This is a genomic window from Limnospira platensis NIES-39, from assembly GCF_026000695.1.
Taxonomy (GTDB): Bacteria; Cyanobacteriota; Cyanobacteriia; order Cyanobacteriales; family Microcoleaceae; genus Limnospira; species Limnospira platensis.
In genome coordinates this window covers 62,987-79,971 of the sequence record NZ_AP026945.1, presented here as the reverse complement: position 1 = coordinate 79,971, position 16,985 = coordinate 62,987, and the positions used below count along the sequence as shown (strand labels likewise).

Below are 16,985 nucleotides of genomic sequence, written 5' to 3'. Positions count from 1 at the left end.
TATGGATAATCCCCTGAAACATCCCTTAGTTAAAAATGTCACTTCTGTGGTAAATACAGTTAAGCCACCTAAGTTATATCACTGGAAAAGTGTAGTCATAGTTGGTCTATTGGCTTGGTTGGTTTCCAGCCTGCTGACCGATAACATTGAACGCAGTAACTCTATAGCTAACCTGAGTTGGATTTTGCTAACTGCTGGGATTTCCTGGCGCACCAATCAACATCCTTTTATAATTCGTGGTGTTTCCCTAAGTCCTTGGATTACCGGAACTTTAATTACCGTATTAATTTATCAGGAAACTGCCCAACAATTGCCCACATTTGCCATAACTGTTTGGCCGATTATCTGCGCTTGTTTTGTGTTTTTAATCCAGGGGATCGATGCTAAATTTAAACTGCGACCAAGTCCCCCCTTAATTAGTGGGCCGTTTCTGTTATTGATTCTTAGTCATGTAGTTCTGAGTTGCTGGATCTCCTTTTATTTTTTGGTTGATAATTGGATCCAAGAATATCCCGATCTATTTGAACAACAAATTATGCTCCAACAAGTTGATAATTTCTCGGATAATCCGAGTAATTTATAATGGTTAATAATGGTTAAAAACTGGTCAAAATAGGTGGATTTATCATGACTGTTATCATTGCGGGAGAACGTAGCGGCGTAGGTAAAACTACAATCACGCTCAGTATTTTGGCTTATCTGAAACATCACAATTTTGATGTGCAATCCTTCAAAGTTGGTCCTGATTACATTGACCCGATGTTTCATGAGTATGTTACCCAAAAACCCTGCCGAAATCTCGATCCGATTCTGACTTCAGAAGATTATGTTACATCCTGTTTTAAGCGCCATATTAGTGGCTCTCAATTAGGAGTTATTGAGGGAGTTATGGGGTTGTTTGATGGTATTCCTAGGGGGTGGAAATCCACAGAATTTAACTCTGATTTTGCCTCAACTGCTTATATTGCTGAATCCTTGAATTTACCGATTATTTTAGTGATTGATTGCTCTAGATTATCCGGTTCTGTCGCGGCGATCGCCCATGGTTATTGTACCATAAATCCTCGTCTAAAATTCGCAGGTGTCATCCTTAACCGAGTCGGAAGCGATCGCCATCTGGATTTACTGAAAGCCGCCTTAAAACCCCTGGATTTGCCCATTTTAGGTGTCCTGCGCCGCCAGGATAATATTACCATTCCTGACCGCCATTTGGGATTAGTTCCCACCCAAGAACTTTCTAATCTTGACATACTCTTAAACCGACTTACAGAATTAGCCGCTAATTGTTTTGATTGGTCTCAACTACTTCCCCTATTGGCGGCGGAAACTGTCACCCCAGAACCTCCAGAGATTCCCGTTAAAACCCCCCCTGTGAAAATAGCGATCGCTCGTGATGTCGCTTTCAGTTTTTACTATGCTGATAACCTCGATTTATTGCAAGAATTGGGAGCCGAATTAATCTGGTGGAGTCCCCTAACTCAAACCATTCCCGAACCCGTTGATGGTCTGTATTTTGGTGGCGGTTTTCCCGAAGTATTCGCTGAGTCTTTAAGTCAAAATCAACCCGCTATTCAACAAGTGCGATCGCTCATTAAGTCCGGTATTCCTACTTATGCAGAATGTGGGGGGTTAATGTATTTATGCGATCAAATTATCGACTTTAATCAACAAGCCTGGTCAATGGTCGGAATTCTTCCTACTACCGCTATTATGGAAAAACGACTCACCCTAGGATATTATCAAGGGAAAGTATTACGACAAACACCCCTACTATCCCCAGGAGATACCGTCTGCGGTCATCAATTTCACCATTCCCACCTCACCGAAGAGCCCCCTAACCCTATCTATGATATTTCTCGCTATCACAGCCTCCAACAAACTCACCCCGAAGGTTGGAACCCCCTTCCTAATGTTCACTGTTCCTATTTACACCTACATTGGGGGAGTCAGACCACCATCCCTCAACGGTTTTTAAAATCCTGTCGCCATAATTATTAATTAGATATAATATTCCCTAGGATCCGGATCGCTTGATTGAGTTTCACTAACAAAGGAATTTACAAGACCATGGAAGCTATACTCGCCGGTGCTTTAGATGCTTTTAATCGACATAGTGGCTGGATTATTTGGAATCTGTTTTTAGCGTTTATTCCCTTAGTTCTCAGCTTCTTTCTGTTTAGGCGAAAAAATCTCTCTCGGTCTTGGTTGTGGTGGATTACTTTAGTTATTTTTATCGCATTTTTACCTAATGCACCCTATTTGCTAACCGATATTATCCACTTAATCAGAGCCACCAGAGCCGGATATTCCGTCTGGGTTATTACTCTGTTTTTTATCCCCCTTCATGTCTTCGCAATTCTCATGGGATTTCAAGCCTATGTCATTTCCTTAATTAATCAGGGTCACTATTTGATTAGACAAGGAGCGAAAAAATGGGTGATTCCCGCTGAGTTTATCGTTCATTTTCTCTGTGCGATCGGTGTATATCTGGGACGTTTTCAAAGATTTAATAGTTGGGACTTGGTGACTCAACCAGATGTCATTATGGTGGAAACTTTGAATGATTTGACTAGCCGGAAACCCCTATTAGTCATCATCATTACCTTTGTGATTATATCCGTTTTATACCTAGTAATGAAACAAATCACCCTCGGCTTGATTTTACAATTTCGCCAAGTTTATAAAACCTTTGAGTAATCCCAGTCGATGCAGCAGAAATCCTCCTTTCCCTAAAAATACCCTAAAACTGACAGATAAATCTAGGGGAAATCGGACAGGTCTGATCCTCGATCGGGTTATGTCTGACAAATAAATAAGTGATGCGTTCTAGGGAAGACAACGAACTGATATTAGAGATGTTGTTATGATTGAGATTTAACTCATTTAGTCTTGATAAATTGTTGAGGGTACTAATATCATTAATTTCGTTATAACTCAGGTTAAGAACTCTCAGATTCATGAGTTGTCCCAAATCGCTAACATCGGTTAGTAAATTGTAGCTTAAATCCAGATTTTCCAGGTTCGTCAGATTCGCGAGAGGACTGATATCTGAGATCCGGTTATTCATCAATCTTAATTCGGTTAGGTTGGTGAGACTTCCTAAAGGCGCAACATCCCTAATTAAACTGGTGTTCAGATCTAGTCTATTTAAATTTAGCAAGTTTTCACTAGCTCTCGCACAGTTAAAGGTTCCGGCTTCCCTCAAAATCAGTTGTACCGTATATCTAGCATCTGGGGATAAATTCTCCCTATTCAGACACCAATCCATAATAGTTGTATAGGTTTCGGAAGGGTCGGAAGAGTCGGATTCAGCTAGGACAGACACCGGACTAATACTCCCGGTTAAACTAATCATTATCCCCATCATCGTTACTCCCCACCATCGACTCAGAAGATTACCCTTAACCATGGCTCATTCCTTCCTTGGATTGATTAATACACCATTTATAGAATAATCCCTAATTTGCCAGATTGCCTATTGACAAATCTCGGAGATTGACTTATGATAAAAGCATGGAGAAATGTGGCGGCATATATATAGCCGTCTGGGGTGGTTTGGTTCGGTGTTGCTCGCATTTAGGGTGCTGTTAAAAGATTAATTCAGCAGCTTTTTGAATGCGGAATATCGGCTCAACACAGCGAGGTAAATTAGGTAAAGGAACGATCGCCAATTCCCCAAAGCGATCGCCTGAAATTGCCTTACCCAATTCAGCGCGATTATGTACGATGTAATTTTGGGCGATCGACTGTTCCCGGACAGATTCGACTAATCTTTCAGCTTCTGCTAGAATAGCAGAGCGATTTTGAACAACTCCAATAAACTCGGTATATTCGGGGTCAGCCAGACGTTTTTGTGCTTTCACCACCCGCTGACGCAAGGTTCGCAACCGTCCCATAAACTCAACCCTTCCCAAGACATTCTGATATTTGATCCACAGCTTAAAAATCCAAGCCAGCCAATCACTCATAGCGGTAGGAATCTCCAAAAACCGCAATAGATGACCCGTGGGAGCAGTATCTAATACAATCAAATCTTGTTCGTGGCTTTCCAATAACTCCATCACCTCCACCAGAGACAACATCTCATCAAGTCCTGGGAGAGACTGGGAAACAATGCGCCTCCAAGCCTCTGGTCCATAAGCCAGTTTGAGATTAGCATCAGGGTCTCCAGAATCTCCCCCCATCATTTCCGCCAATTCCCAGAGATAGTCTGAGCGAAACCTATCGAGAACCTGGTCAGCATCAATTTCCTGACCGCTAAGGTTATCAGTAATGTTAAGGGCTTGATGTCCTAACTGACAACCGAAGGCATCACCCAAGGAATGGGCTGGGTCAATAGATACCATTCTAACATGGCGCGCGCTGTAACGTTCTGCCATCGCCCAACCTATAGCAGCAGCAACAGTGGTTTTACCCACACCACCTTTTCCCCCGACAATAACTAAACGCCGCCCCAAGGACAGAAAATCTGGTAATTTAGGAGCATCAGGGAATGTCACCAATGATACGGGCTGGTTTTCGGTTTGGGTGATGATAGCTAATTGGTCATCGTTACCCAAAGGCTTAGTTTGAGCAAATAAGCTATTTAAGGCGGTAACTCCCAGGGGTTCGGTGTCTAATTCCGGGACGAGAAATATAGGCTGATCGGCGGCGATTTTGATAAACTCAGCCATGAGGGGTTGCTGTTCACGATAGCGATCGCCATCAACAGTTTCCGCCACGATATGATTAATCCAAATCCCCCCCAGATGAATTTTGAGAGTTTGTAGAGACTCCAGAAATCGCCTGGTTTCAAATAAACTCATGGGTTCAGGAATTGCCACACAGAAACAAGATGTATGGTCAGCGTCTTGCAGCCTAGCGCGTCCTGAAGCGAGTTTGTCCCGCATTTCATCTAAAAACTCATCTCCTTCGTCTTGGCGGTGGCTACCAGTAAAGGAACTGCCGATGGTGCGATGTTTTTCTTGGAATAGTTCGAGGGATTCTAACAAATTATCCAAAAAATCCATTAACCCCAAAAGGTTGAGGGCGTGACCACTGGGAGCCATATCCACCACTACCCGGTCGATCAGGTTTTCGTCAAAGAGGCGCTGAATTTCCAATAAACCCATCAACTCATCAACTCCCGGCCATTCGAGGTCCCAAACGGGGGTAAGGTCTTCGCCTTCTACAAAACTGCCACGTTCCACCAACAATTGTAGGGTATCTCCGTAGCGTTCCTTAAAGTCTTTGAGTAGTATATGGGCATCTAGGGCGCGGATACTCAGGTTGGGTAGGGGAACAAAATCAACAGAGGCAGCGACATGGTTGGGGGTGTTATCTACCTGCATTTGTAGCACATCTCCTAGGGAGTGGGCTGGATCTGTTGATAGTAGCAGGATGCGATCATCAGGAAACTGACTAGCCCAATGGAGGGCTAACCCACAAGCCAGGGTGGTTTTACCCACACCTCCTTTACCACTAAATAGAGCTAAACTTAGCTTATGAAAGTCCTCTACCATAAATTTCTCTGATTGACTCCATTTTTTACCTTGGGGGCGATCGCCTGATCAGAGCAAGTCCCGGCTACATCATTATTTAATGATTCCGAGTTATGTTGACCATTAGACCCAATCACCCCATGACCCTAGCACCTACTCATCAGCCCTTCAGCCTCAGCAATAACTGTCATACGGCAGATGATGATTGGGAGTTCGCTCCATCATAATGGAATTATAGAAAGTTGGCAAGGATTAAATTAACCCCCCTGGGCCTAAGTCCCAATTAAACCGTGTTCTTTCCCTATTTCAGGAAAATCCTGCTATCTCATTTCTAACTGGAAAAATGAAACAAGTAAGATACAAAACCCTCGACGGTTTGCCTATTTTTAATCAAGTTCAGCTTAGGCGAGGTTCAAATCATGAGTAACATTAAATCACAAACCCAAATGCTGATGATGGCATTTCCCCTGTTTTTGGCAATCCCCGGAGTCCCCAATGCCGTTTTTAATCAGTCTGAGGTCTTATCTTTCCCGGTGAAGACAGAATCTATCTTTTGGGGGAGTGAAAATACATCCCCCTACGAGTTACCACTACCGGAGGTTCAACAAAGACGACCCTCTGAGTGTTATGATAATGGAGTCTGTTAATATCTTTTGACAGCTACTGGGGTGCAATACTGAGAGTTGGGGGATATGTAACTGCTGCTATCAATTGCTATGAATTCTACCAAGCCGACATAGCCAGCAGTCTGGGTGTCTTCCCTAATTATTGCCTGATGAGATTTGACGAATTATTGGATATCGGTATATTTAACGGTACAAGAACAGTTCAAGTTTGAATAGCAAGATGGTAAGGGCTATTTGTTGTGGTTATTATGGGGAGGGGAATGGCGGTGATGAGGCGCTTTTGGCTTCGTTATTACAGATGCTACCCGATACGGTAGAAGCGATCGCTTTATCGGGAAACCCTAGCCAAACTGAGACCCAATACGGAGTTCAAACCGGCGATCGCCGAAATGCCTTTCAGGTGTTGAAAGTTTTGCGGGCTGCTGATTGGTTTATCTGGGGGGGCGGCAGTTTAATCCAAGATGTCACCAGCACCATCAGCCCATTATATTATACGGGATTGATGGGATTAGCTCAACAGATGGGATTGACCACTATTGCTTGGTCTCAAGGTATTGGTCCCCTCCAGCGTCCGATTACCCGTGCTATGGCAAAAAGGGCTTTTTCTGGGTGTAATCTAGTTACTGTCCGTGATAGTGGTTCGGCTGCCCTATTGACAGATTGGCAAATTCCGTTTACCTTAGCTCCTGATCCAGTGTGGGCACTTGACCCCAAGCCTGTACCGGGGCTGTGGGATTTTCCAGCCCCGCGAGTGGCTGTCACCTGGCGATCGCATCCATTATTGACCCCAAAACGGTTAGAGATTTTAACTAGGGCTTTGGTGTCTTTTCAGCAGGTGACGGATACCTATATTTTACTGGTTCCGTTTCAATTATCCCAAGATTTGGCGATCGCTGAGTTAGTCCATAGGGCTATTCCTCACCATAGCCAAATTCTGAAATTAACAGATCCTCAAATGTTGCGGGGATTATTTCAGGGGGTGGAAATGGCTATATCAATGCGACTACATAGTTTAATTATGGCAGCCTCCCAGGAATGTCGCTGTTTTGCTATTAGTTATGACCCTAAAGTGAGTCATTTAATGGCAGAATTAGACTTCCCCGGTTGGGAACTTTCCCAAATTCCCGATGATGCTAATATCATTAGTAAAGCCTGGATTGAACATTATGTTAATGGCGATCGCCTTGACCGTGTTAAAATTCAATCTCTGAGCGATCGCGCCCAACTTCATGGGGAACTATTGCAATCATTAATTAATAGTTAGCTACTCTTAATTGGAGGTGTAAACATTGGGAAGAGTTCGGGTTCGTCAGCACGTTAACCCTTTAGCGCGGAAATTTCAATTCTCTGTTAAAAACCCAAATTGGTCAGAGATATATAGTGATATTAACAAACCTCTCCATATTGATATTGGATGCGGAAGGGGTAGATTTTTATGGAAACTTGCTCAAATCCAAGAATATCATAATTTTTTAGGGTTAGAAATACGTCAGACTTTAGTGGAAGAAGCCAACCATTGGCGCGACCAAAAACAGCTAACTAATCTACACTATATTTTCGGTAATGCTAACTATTCCCTATCCTCAATGTTAGCATCTTTGCCCCCACAAACTATCAAAACAGTTAGTATTTTATTTCCTGACCCTTGGTTTAAAAGCAAGCATCAACGGCGGCGAGTAGTACAACCGCAACTGGTGGAAGATTTAGCCAAGTTTATGGTGTCCGGTGGTTGGGTATTGTTAGCCTCGGACGTGGAAACTGTGGCGATCGAAATGCGCGATCGCTTTAGGGAAAATCCCCGCTTTCATCTCCTCTCAGAACATTGGTTAACAGACAACCCCCTACCCGTCGCTTCCGAACGCGAAATCGCTACCCTTAACCGTGGCGAACCCGTTTATAGGACTCAATTTAAGGCGAATTAATCACTCTTAATTCACCCCAGACATAGCTTGGGGGTCTTGGCGTGTGTAAATCTGTCCATCATTCCACAGTCCTTGTATCTGAGTCCAAATCGCACTAAAAAATCCCCAGAAATAGAAAATCCCCCGCACCATAATTTTAGTAAACCCACCACTTTTGTTACAAGGAGGATGTCCGAGAACATGACAATCAAATAGACGGATATATAAATGTAGGGATTGTTTCCAGGTTAAATGCTTAAATGCCATCAAAAAATGATTATGATAATGGGTAATTTGGTACTCTAAAGACCGGGTACTAATATCATGACAGCCTCCGGTGGGTTCCCCAATATGCACTAAAACTGCTTCTGGATCATACCAAATCTGATAATCAGTTTTTCGGATATCCAAGAAAAAATCCGACTCCTCACGCACCGCGCTACCCCTAAATCGTTCATCAAACCAAATTCCATGGTCAGTAAAAAGCGATCGCCTAAAAGACATATTACACCCCCGACCACTAATAATCTTTTGAGGTTTCATAGTATTAACCACATCCAAATAATACCAAGCAATACCCGGATCACTCGCCTCTGGTGGTAGATAATCAAAAGTCGGTTGTGTGTGGGTTCCCTGTAAATGTTCTGGGGTTAATACCCGACCCGCTACCGCGCCAATTTCAGGATGATCAAGATAGTTGCGAACATGGTACATGACGAAATTAGGCTCAAGTGTAACATCATCATCAATAAAGATGACAATCTCTCCCGTAGCGCGTCGCACCCCATAATTTCTCGCTCCCGGTAAACTAGCCCATTCCAGTTGACACCAGGAAATTTTCCCAGATTGTGACAACTTTTCTAAATACTCTTGAGTTTCCGGTTCATGGTTTTTCGTTTGGTCAACTACCAAGATTTCCAAATCTGGGTAATCATTATTCATCACATCCAATAAACTATTCCGCAACAATTCTTCACGTCCATAGGTAGGAATAATTACAGAGACTTTAGGAAGATTCATAGTTTTGATAATATCCAATAGTTACTGATTTTTAGGGCTGACAAATCGAATTGTAAGCCTCCACAAACTGAGGACCAATCACATTCCAACTATAGCGCTCTCGAGATAAGTTTTGTCCATTATTACCCATTTCTCGCCTGATATCCGGTGCATTAATTAACCGCTTTAAAGCACTTTCCCACTGGTCTAGGGTTCCCGGTACAACCAAACCAGCATTTTCCTCAATCACATCTACCGCGATCTCAACTTCCGGGGTAATAACTACAGGTAATCCAGCCGCCATAGCTTCAGCCACCGCAATACCAAAGTTTTCCCCCAAAGATGGTAATGCTAAGAAATCACAGCCATAGAGTAAAAGTTGTTTATCCTCACCACTAACAAAACCTGTAAATGTCACATTTTCCCCTAATCCTAGGCTGCTGATTATTCCCTCAATATATTGACAATAAGCAGGTTCCCCACTCCCTCCAATCACCAAATGAAACTTATCTTCACCCTGGAGATTAGCCAAAACTTTAATTAAAAAATCAAGTTGTTTTTTGGGGTGAATCCTTGACAGAAACAAAATAATCGGGGTTTCCATATCCACCGAAATATTATATTTTGCTCGCAGAGCCATTTTAGCGTTAGGATAAACCGTCGGGAAATGGATGCCTAAAGGTATATTAACCGTGGGTGCATCTATACCAAAATCACCCACATATTTTTGTTCTAGCTTAGTGGTACAATGAATCAGAGACGCTTTTTTTAAGTTGGCATTTTCCAACAGGAAATTATAGATATTTTTTTTCAGCCGCTTTTGATTAATCACCCAGGGGGAAAAATGACCGTGAGGACTAATCACATAGGGGATTGATTTCTGTCGCGCCTTCCTCGCCCCAAATGTACAAACATAGGAGAATAGGGAGTGAATATGCACTAAATCATAACCCTTAATATAGGTATTTAGCCACTGCATAAGTTGCCGAGAAATCGCATATTCAGACAAGGCTGGAACGGAGGGAGACCATCTCGGGAAAAATAAAACTGGTACATCCTGATAATCTATAAACTCACCACAGGGAACCTCTAACACTCCCGGACCGCTATCATTAGTGGTGAGAATTTCCGCCTCTACCTGACAATTTCTTAGCGCCTGAACAATCTCGCTCACAGCAACGCTAGTCCCGCCTCTAATGGGACTCACTGAAGGAATAATATGTAAAACTTTTGCCATAATTTTATAGGTGATTTCGTGAATTTTTCCACATTAGTTTTACCCAAGTTTTCCGGAAGCGGCGATCGCTTGTTCATACAAAGCTATATATTCATTAATCATTTTCTCCGTAGTAAATCTTTTGGCATTATCAAATAATGGTTGGGGGTCTGTCTTAATGATGTTCAGGGAATCCAGAATTTTGGTGGCTGATTCTTCGGGGTTCTTGGGGTCAATATAAATCGCTACATCTCCCCCCACTTCCGTCATAGGAGGTATATGGGATGTAAACACCGGACAGCCACAGGCTTGGGCTTCAATAATCGGCCAGCCAAACCCTTCTTGAAGGGATGGAAATAGTAAAGCGATCGCCGCCGAGTATAAAGCGCGTAGGTCTTCATTATCGATGTTAACACAGGGAATAACTAATGGTTCTAATTCATAGTTTGTGATCAGTTGTTGTAATTCTTCAGTAAAGGGGGCTCCCGCCATCACTAAATAAATATCGCCCTTGACCAGTTTTTGTTGAAGATGGGCAAAGATTTTGACAACTCCTAACCGATTTTTATACCATTGATTACCACCTACATGGAGAATAAAAGAACTATTTTCGGGAACTTTTAATTTTGCCAGCCTGGGTTTATATTCAGTTTCTGACATGGGGCGATAAGGGTAATTTAACCCCATATAAATAGTAGTTGCCGCCTGGGGTTCTAGTTCGCTAATCCTCAGTAAATCCTCTCTGGTCTTTTCCGAAATACAGGCTACTCGTTGAGCTTTATTTAACCCTTTCAGAATGATTTGTTGAAGTTGCCGACCTGTCCACCGGGTGGGATTTTCGGGGATTTCTCCTAAAGCTGAACGGACGGCTAGTAAATCATTACAGGTAACAATGTGGGGGATTTTTTGTAAGTAGCGGGTATAAAATCCATTGGAATGGTCGCAAATATGAGCAACATCAGCCCAGGCTAAGTGTTCTTTTAATGTAGGGGGAAACATGATAAACTTATCGATATATCCTAACCATTTTCCTACACCACTACCGCCGGGTTTAAGCTGTCCTAACTTGGCTTCGGGACGCAGTAAGCGCACGTCATGACCTGCTTTTTTTAACTCGCTCTCCATGACAGCCGAAAAGCGCTGCATACTTTGTTGAGCATCTGGTAGGTAGTTCCCAATCAACAGTATTTTCATTAACTATAATTATAACCCAGGATACTTGTATACTTCTCAATACCAATTCTGTAGATTCACCCGTGACCAGTGTATCATACTTTGATATGGCATAGACAAGGTATGGCTTGCGTCCACGGAAATATTAAGCAATAATAAGCCCTTGACGAGGATTGAACTCGTGACCTCACCCTTACCAAGGGTGTGCTCTACCACTGAGCTACAAGGGCAAGTGGGCCGGGCTGGATTTGAACCAGCGTAGGCGTAGCCAGCGGATTTACAGTCCGCCCCCATTAACCACTCGGGCACCGACCCATTTATTCAACAATTTATAATGGTATCACAAATCTCAAAAAAAGCTAGTGTTTGGGAAAACTTTTTTTTGTAAATCCCAAAATCCTTATCTAGCAAGGGTTTGAGCGAAGACCAAATAAGCGATCGCTTTCCTGAAACCCGAATTAATGGCCAAATAACTGGTCAATGTCTAATCCAGGGCAAGCCAGAGGACCCAGACCGGGAGGGGGAAGAATTCATAGGTTTATTGCGGGCCATCCGACTGGGAAAATCACTTTCGTCGTAAATTTCGCCCACCAACTCCTCTAAAATGTCCTCCAAAGTGACCAACCCCACTGTCCCCCCATATTCATCGACAACGATCGCCATGTGTAAGCGCTGTTGTAACATCTCTGTAAGCAAGCTACCCACCCGTTTAGTCTCCGGTACATAAACCGGGGGAATCATAGCTTCTGTGACCGATGGCGACGGGCTATCAACACTAATTGAGCGCATCAGTTGTAGCGCCCGCTTCAAATGCACAATCCCGACAATTTCATCTTTCGATTCTCCCTGGACGGGAATACGAGAATAACCCGTTTCCAAACACAAATCTATCACCTGTTGGACAGTCGCCTGATGGGAAATAGTCCGCATATCAATACGGGGTTTCACCACCTCCCGCGCCATGAGATAATCCATGACGAGGGTTTTATTTAACAGTTGATGTTTTTGCCAGTCCAGTTGACCGCGACCCCCTAAAATCTCAATCATTAACCGTAGTTCCTGCACCGACAAACCGGGTTGTACAGCGCCCCGGTTGATTAACCGGATAATACTTTGGGCAATGGTTTCAAATAGATAAATAACCGGAGACAGGAGAATAGACAGTAGGTAAATCGGACGAATAACGGCCTTAAAAATAGGTAGAACATTGCTAATAGCTAAAGATTTGGGGGTAATTTCCCCAAATACCAACAGCAAAAAGGTGACCACAGCGGTAGCAATTCCTAGCCCGGCATTACCCAACCAGATAGCAAATAAATTACTGGTGATAATTGCCGAGAAGTTATTAACTAAATTATTACCCACCAAAAGAGTCGTAATAAATCGCGCCCGTTTCTCCAAAACCAGGGTAAACATCCGATTAGGATCACCTTGCTCTCGAATTAGCGCCCGCAACTTGAGATTATCTAAGGCTGTGATCGCTGTTTCTGAACCTGCAAAAAATGCCGATAATACCAACATGAACAGCAAAATTAGCAAATCTATCCAGACACTTCCTAACAAAGGTACGGTTACAGCCGTAGTCGCCAGGTATTCCGGGAGGGATATTCCAATCACAGAGGGATACCAAATTCTAAAACTATGATTTTGAAGTTGAGTGACATCGATTCAGTATAGAATCAATCCTTCACTGCTGAATTAAGCGAGTTTAACATAGTTGTTATCGGTTTTTCGGTTACTACCAGGGTAAATTTGTCCCATCCCAGGATAGAAACTGACCACTATGACTGATTTCTAGGCGGTTAATCACGTCTAAGAGTTGTTGTACAGTTCGATTAACTGAAAATAGCTTTTCGGGTGTAACATTTTTTTGAAAGGGTTGGGAAAGCTCTGTGTCTGTGGTCCCTGGGTGTAGCATGACGACAATGGTTTGGGGACTTTTGCGGGAATATTCGATCGCGACTGTTCGCATTAACATATTTAATGCGGCCTTGGAGGCGCGATAACCATACCATCCACCTAAATGATTATCGCCAATACTGCCTAATTTAGCGGAAATTGTGGCGAAAACATGGCGGCGCGGGCTACTAAAAAAGGGTAACAGATGTTTAGCTAACAATACTGCGCCAATACTATTAACCTGGAAATACTCGATGAGGCGATCGCTATTAATTTGTCGCAAACTCTTCTCGGGTTGGAACCCGACACCATGCAATATGCCGACACAATTAACGACCAGGTCTAATTCTCTGGTTTGATGGCTAATAGTTTCCAAAGCGGCGACTAGATCAGATTCTTGGGTAATATCCATGGACAGACAGACGAGACGCTGGGGATACCGACTGGCCAAGTTTAACAAGTGTTGGGCGGACTCCCAACGCCGATAAGTCCCATAAACCCTGTCAATTGCTGGGTCTTGTAATAGCATCTCGACAAACCCATAGCCAATACCACCATTAGCACCAACAATCAAAATATGCAATCAATTAAGTCCTTATAGCGATCGACAAATCTGTTTTCTCTATAAATGCCCCTGGGGTATCTATAACCAAAATGGTAGCAGCGATCGGACTCAGACAAGGGATATAGTCTGGGTCTCTGGTTTGTGACTCTGGGTAGGGGTGTACAACATTTTTCGGTTGGGGAACTTTTCAGGTGCGCGGATCTACATTATAATCTAGTGTGTCAAAACCTGTTCCCTGTCTCTTATACCCATTTGATATGTCAGCAAGCGATTTTAGCCGAGGTAATGAGTTTCTCCGTAATGGCCAACTGGAGGAGGCGATCGCTGCTTATCAAAAAGCGATCGGTCAAAACCCGGACTTTTACTTGGCTTACCAAAATTTGGGGGAGGCGCTGGAGAAGTTAGGGCGTTTTGATGAGGCAGTTCAAGCCTATCAAAAGGCGGTGGAATTGAAGCCAGAGGCGGCGTGGTCTTATTTGAGTTTGAGCCGAGTTTTGCGGCAGGTGGGACGGTTTGAGGAAGCCAAAAAGGCAGGCGATCGGGCTATGGAAATTGAGCCTAAGTTGGTGGGGGTGCGATCGTCCCCTTCGGATTTGTCGATGGGATCTACCTATCAAATTAGTTCAACTCCCACGGCAACAAACAATAATTACTCAATTAAAAAAAGCCGTTCTCAGTCAGCAGAAAAGAAAGCATCACCCAGCCGAGTTTCACACCAAAAATCTCAGTTATCATCCTCAAAAAACTTTCTGAAACCTCCTCATTTTACAGCTCAGGATTTTGGGGAAAGGCTTTGGGGTGGGTACTCCCGATATGCTCTACCGGCACTAGAAGAAATTAAGCATGATTTAACAACGTCAAAAAGTGAGCGAATTCAAGCAGCATGGGAGTTAGTTCGTTGGTACTATGTTGACGGTGATTATGAAATCGCATTAGAGAATGTTGAGTTAATCAATATATTGGGTGCTGAAATACATCCGAGGTATTTACTCGCAGAAATTCAATGTTTAATCAAGCTAAACCGTATCAGTAAGGCGGAAAAACGCTTAGATTTTGCCATCCAAGTTCTCGGAGAAAAAGCAGATTTTTGGCTCTTGAAAGCTAACATACAACGGATAGTAGCTTTCCAAAAAGGACAAGGATATGAAGCTACAACCTTGCCTCTGTATTATATTAATAAAATCTACGAAAATAAAGGGCTATCACCTCTTGTCCTCAAGGACTCTAGTTTGCCATTATCCTTATCTAACATTACAGCTCATGCAGAACCCAAGATTAAGAATCAGAAGCTCAAGGTTTCTGTAATTATACCCGCCTACAATGCAGCAGAAACCATACACATCGCTCTGGATAGTCTGCGGGAACAAACCTGGAGAAATATTGAAATTATTGTAGTTGATGATTGTAGTAGTGATAATACCCGTGAAGTAGTGGCAGGATATGTTCAACGCGATCGTCGCGTTAAGCTAATTTCTAAAGATGTTAATGAAGGTTGTTATCCGACTCGAAATCGTGGATTAGCATCTGCAACAGGTGATTTAATCATGGTTAATGATAGTGATGATTGGTCTCACCCACAAAAAATTGAGTATCAAATTGAGGTGATGAATAATCGCAAAAGTTTTTGTATTGCGGTGATTTCTCACTGGGTACGAGTTGATGAAAATCTCATGGTAGTGGGGGGACGGAGACCGAAACATCGGCTTTTCGATCTAAATTTTTCCTCTTTAATGTTCAAAAGAAAAGCCCTAGACAAAGTGGGTGTCTGGGACGCTGTTAGAATTGGGGGGGATACTGAGTTTCAATTAAGACTGGAACAGGTGTATGGTGCTAAAGCCCTGTACCGCATTAAATGTGAGGTAATGTTATCTTTGGGAATGGTAAGGGAGGATTCCTTAACTCGTGCCAAAACCACTCATATCAAAACCATGGAATTTGGCATTAGATGGCATTACAGAGATGCTTACAAGTATTGGCATTCTCGGCAGGATTTCCAAACCTCCCCCAAGTTGTCTGAAGAAGTTCGCTCCTTTCCTTGCCCTAGGGGCAATCATCCTTTAAAATCAGAAACATATTTTTACGATGGGGTTGTGGTGGCAGATTGGGCGAACGGTGATAGTGTTTTTGTTTGTAACCTGAACTTTATTGTCGCCGCTCGTCAGTCGGGATTGAAGGTGGCAGCCGTCCATTGGCGCAGCTACAATACCAGTCCTAACATCAGTCTTCAGTCTAGCTTTTATGATGTCTGTGTGAAGTATGGGATAGATATACTCACGCCGGGAGACCAAGTTGAGGCTGAAACTATCGTCTTTGGTTGTCCGAAAGCTCTACAGCATAGACTTGATGATTTCCCCGCCATCAACGCTGAAAAATTGATAGTGATTGTGAATCAATTTGCAGAGGGTTTAATTGATGGGTCTGAGCCACAATACGATCCATATATTGTCAGGGCTAATCTCAAAACTATGTTCGGAACAGAGGGAGACTGGATACCTTCTTCTTTATCTATTCAAAGGTTAATGGCTGAAGATGAACGTTACCCCAAGCCATACCCAACTCCCGGGTATCCAATGATGGATGTTGAACAGTGGTGTAGACAAAAGTTGCGGTGGCGGGGTCAGGATAATCAGAAGCCTGTTGTGGGTCGTCACGGGGCTAATACTCCTATGCAATGGCCTGGAGAATTGACGACTTTAAAGCAAATATATGGTGTAGATAATGCTTGGGATGTGAGAATATTAGGCAGTGCTAAGGGGGCTATTGATTTACTGGGTAAACAGCCTAATAATTGGCAATTTACTTCTGGCGATCACATGGGTATGCAGGAATTTTTGGAAGATTTAGACTTTTTTATTTATTATCCTCATGAAAGTTATATCGAGGCTTTAGGTCTTGAGATTATACAGGCTATGGCAGTAGGGATTCCCGTCATTATTGACCCTCAGTTTGAAGAAACCTTTGGCGGTGCAGCTTTATATGCCAACCCCGAACAGGTGAGTTTGAGAGTCCGGGAATTATGGTCTGACCCAGATAAATATATAAATCGGGCTAAAATAGGTCGAGATTTTGTCTACAAAAACTGTAATTATAGGAGGGTAATGGATATTATTAATTATGCTAATTAGT

General features: G+C 43.0%; 16 protein-coding genes and 2 tRNA genes. 7 read left to right on the top strand and 11 right to left on the bottom strand.

The genetic code is table 11. From position 1 onward, the window contains the following. The first annotated feature begins 1 nt into the window (after window position 1). The 3 genes from N39L_RS00465 (at window position 2) to N39L_RS00455 (ending at window position 2,697) form a co-directional block, all read left to right on the top strand. Window positions 2–583, top strand: coding sequence for a DUF5357 family protein (locus N39L_RS00465; RefSeq protein WP_006619791.1), 582 nt, complete (start codon window positions 2–4; stop codon window positions 581–583). A gap of 44 nt (window positions 584–627) precedes the next feature. Beyond that, on the top strand, window positions 628–1,998 hold the full coding sequence (locus N39L_RS00460; RefSeq protein ID WP_006619792.1) for a cobyrinic acid a,c-diamide synthase CobB: 1,371 nt from the start codon (window positions 628–630) through the stop codon (window positions 1,996–1,998). Between the two features lie 69 nt (window positions 1,999–2,067). Then, entirely contained in the window at window positions 2,068–2,697 is a 630-nt protein-coding gene (locus N39L_RS00455; RefSeq protein ID WP_006619793.1) for a DUF1361 domain-containing protein, read from the top strand. Window positions 2,698–2,740: 43 nt separating this feature from the next. Here the strand turns inward: N39L_RS00455 and N39L_RS00450 are convergent, their stop codons facing one another. Genes N39L_RS00450 through N39L_RS00435 form a run of 4 tightly spaced genes read right to left on the bottom strand, consistent with a single transcriptional unit; the run spans window position 2,741 to window position 5,617 of the window. Beyond that, window positions 2,741–3,409, bottom strand: coding sequence for a leucine-rich repeat domain-containing protein (locus N39L_RS00450; protein ID WP_035736170.1), 669 nt, complete (start codon window positions 3,407–3,409; stop codon window positions 2,741–2,743). A gap of 35 nt (window positions 3,410–3,444) precedes the next feature. Beyond that, window positions 3,445–3,576 carry a hypothetical protein gene (locus N39L_RS00445; RefSeq protein WP_286131317.1) on the bottom strand — a complete coding sequence of 44 codons (132 nt, stop codon included), beginning with the start codon at window positions 3,574–3,576 and terminating at the stop codon, window positions 3,445–3,447. 11 nt (window positions 3,577–3,587) lie between these two features. After that, a complete protein-coding gene (locus N39L_RS00440; RefSeq protein WP_014273954.1) occupies window positions 3,588–5,501 on the bottom strand; it encodes an ArsA family ATPase in 1,914 nt (637 codons plus the stop codon). After that, window positions 5,495–5,617: a hypothetical protein gene (locus N39L_RS00435; protein ID WP_006622354.1), complete on the bottom strand. Its 123-nt coding sequence runs from the start codon at window positions 5,615–5,617 to the stop codon at window positions 5,495–5,497. The genes N39L_RS00440 and N39L_RS00435 overlap by 7 nt, the downstream gene beginning before the upstream one ends. 282 nt (window positions 5,618–5,899) lie before the next feature. On the opposite strand from N39L_RS00435, the gene N39L_RS00430 reads away from it, so the two are divergent. The 3 genes from N39L_RS00430 to trmB all read left to right on the top strand — a co-directional run bounded on the left by N39L_RS00430 (window position 5,900) and on the right by trmB (window position 8,028). Beyond that, window positions 5,900–6,127 (top strand): hypothetical protein, encoded by a 228-nt coding sequence (locus N39L_RS00430; RefSeq protein WP_006619796.1) that lies wholly within the window; start codon window positions 5,900–5,902, stop codon window positions 6,125–6,127. Between the two features lie 199 nt (window positions 6,128–6,326). Then, complete coding sequence (gene csaB, locus N39L_RS00425) at window positions 6,327–7,370, top strand: polysaccharide pyruvyl transferase CsaB (protein WP_006619797.1); 1,044 nt, start codon at window positions 6,327–6,329, stop codon at window positions 7,368–7,370. A 25-nt stretch (window positions 7,371–7,395) separates the two neighbouring features. Then, complete coding sequence (gene trmB, locus N39L_RS00420) at window positions 7,396–8,028, top strand: tRNA (guanosine(46)-N7)-methyltransferase TrmB (protein WP_006619798.1); 633 nt, start codon at window positions 7,396–7,398, stop codon at window positions 8,026–8,028. Window positions 8,029–8,034: 6 nt separating this feature from the next. Here trmB and hpsN read toward each other — a convergent pair whose 3' ends face one another. From hpsN to N39L_RS00385, 7 genes are all read right to left on the bottom strand, one after another. After that, window positions 8,035–9,027 (bottom strand): hormogonium polysaccharide biosynthesis glycosyltransferase HpsN, encoded by a 993-nt coding sequence (gene hpsN, locus N39L_RS00415; RefSeq protein ID WP_006619799.1) that lies wholly within the window; start codon window positions 9,025–9,027, stop codon window positions 8,035–8,037. Between the two features lie 31 nt (window positions 9,028–9,058). Continuing rightward, a complete protein-coding gene (locus N39L_RS00410; protein ID WP_006619800.1) occupies window positions 9,059–10,243 on the bottom strand; it encodes a glycosyltransferase in 1,185 nt (394 codons plus the stop codon). Between the two features lie 39 nt (window positions 10,244–10,282). After that, a complete protein-coding gene (locus tag N39L_RS00405) occupies window positions 10,283–11,416 on the bottom strand; it encodes a glycosyltransferase family 4 protein (RefSeq protein WP_014273952.1) in 1,134 nt (377 codons plus the stop codon). A 137-nt stretch (window positions 11,417–11,553) separates the two neighbouring features. Continuing rightward, window positions 11,554–11,625, bottom strand: a tRNA-Thr gene (locus N39L_RS00400). Between the two features lie 3 nt (window positions 11,626–11,628). Next, window positions 11,629–11,710, bottom strand: a tRNA-Tyr gene (locus N39L_RS00395). 162 nt (window positions 11,711–11,872) lie between these two features. Beyond that, complete coding sequence (locus N39L_RS00390) at window positions 11,873–13,012, bottom strand: hemolysin family protein (protein WP_006619802.1); 1,140 nt, start codon at window positions 13,010–13,012, stop codon at window positions 11,873–11,875. Window positions 13,013–13,133: 121 nt separating this feature from the next. Beyond that, complete coding sequence (locus N39L_RS00385; protein WP_006619803.1) at window positions 13,134–13,877, bottom strand: SDR family NAD(P)-dependent oxidoreductase; 744 nt, start codon at window positions 13,875–13,877, stop codon at window positions 13,134–13,136. 239 nt (window positions 13,878–14,116) lie between these two features. Here N39L_RS00385 and N39L_RS00380 point away from each other — a divergent pair, with 239 nt between their 5' ends. Next, entirely contained in the window at window positions 14,117–16,984 is a 2,868-nt protein-coding gene (locus N39L_RS00380; RefSeq protein WP_014273950.1) for a glycosyltransferase, read from the top strand. The last annotated feature ends 1 nt before the right edge of the window (window position 16,985 follow it).

Coding starts and splice junctions, on each gene's coding strand:
- N39L_RS00465 (WP_006619791.1), top strand. CDS start 2: ATGGATAATCCCCTGAAACATCCCTTAGTTAAAAATGTCACTTCTGTG.
- N39L_RS00460 (WP_006619792.1), top strand. CDS start 628: ATGACTGTTATCATTGCGGGAGAACGTAGCGGCGTAGGTAAAACTACA.
- N39L_RS00455 (WP_006619793.1), top strand. CDS start 2,068: ATGGAAGCTATACTCGCCGGTGCTTTAGATGCTTTTAATCGACATAGT.
- N39L_RS00450 (WP_035736170.1), bottom strand. CDS start 3,409: ATGGTTAAGGGTAATCTTCTGAGTCGATGGTGGGGAGTAACGATGATG.
- N39L_RS00445 (WP_286131317.1), bottom strand. CDS start 3,576: ATGCGAGCAACACCGAACCAAACCACCCCAGACGGCTATATATATGCC.
- N39L_RS00440 (WP_014273954.1), bottom strand. CDS start 5,501: ATGGTAGAGGACTTTCATAAGCTAAGTTTAGCTCTATTTAGTGGTAAA.
- N39L_RS00430 (WP_006619796.1), top strand. CDS start 5,900: ATGAGTAACATTAAATCACAAACCCAAATGCTGATGATGGCATTTCCC.
- csaB (WP_006619797.1), top strand. CDS start 6,327: ATGGTAAGGGCTATTTGTTGTGGTTATTATGGGGAGGGGAATGGCGGT.
- hpsN (WP_006619799.1), bottom strand. CDS start 9,027: ATGAATCTTCCTAAAGTCTCTGTAATTATTCCTACCTATGGACGTGAA.
- N39L_RS00410 (WP_006619800.1), bottom strand. CDS start 10,243: ATGGCAAAAGTTTTACATATTATTCCTTCAGTGAGTCCCATTAGAGGC.
- N39L_RS00405 (WP_014273952.1), bottom strand. CDS start 11,416: ATGAAAATACTGTTGATTGGGAACTACCTACCAGATGCTCAACAAAGT.
- N39L_RS00380 (WP_014273950.1), top strand. CDS start 14,117: ATGTCAGCAAGCGATTTTAGCCGAGGTAATGAGTTTCTCCGTAATGGC.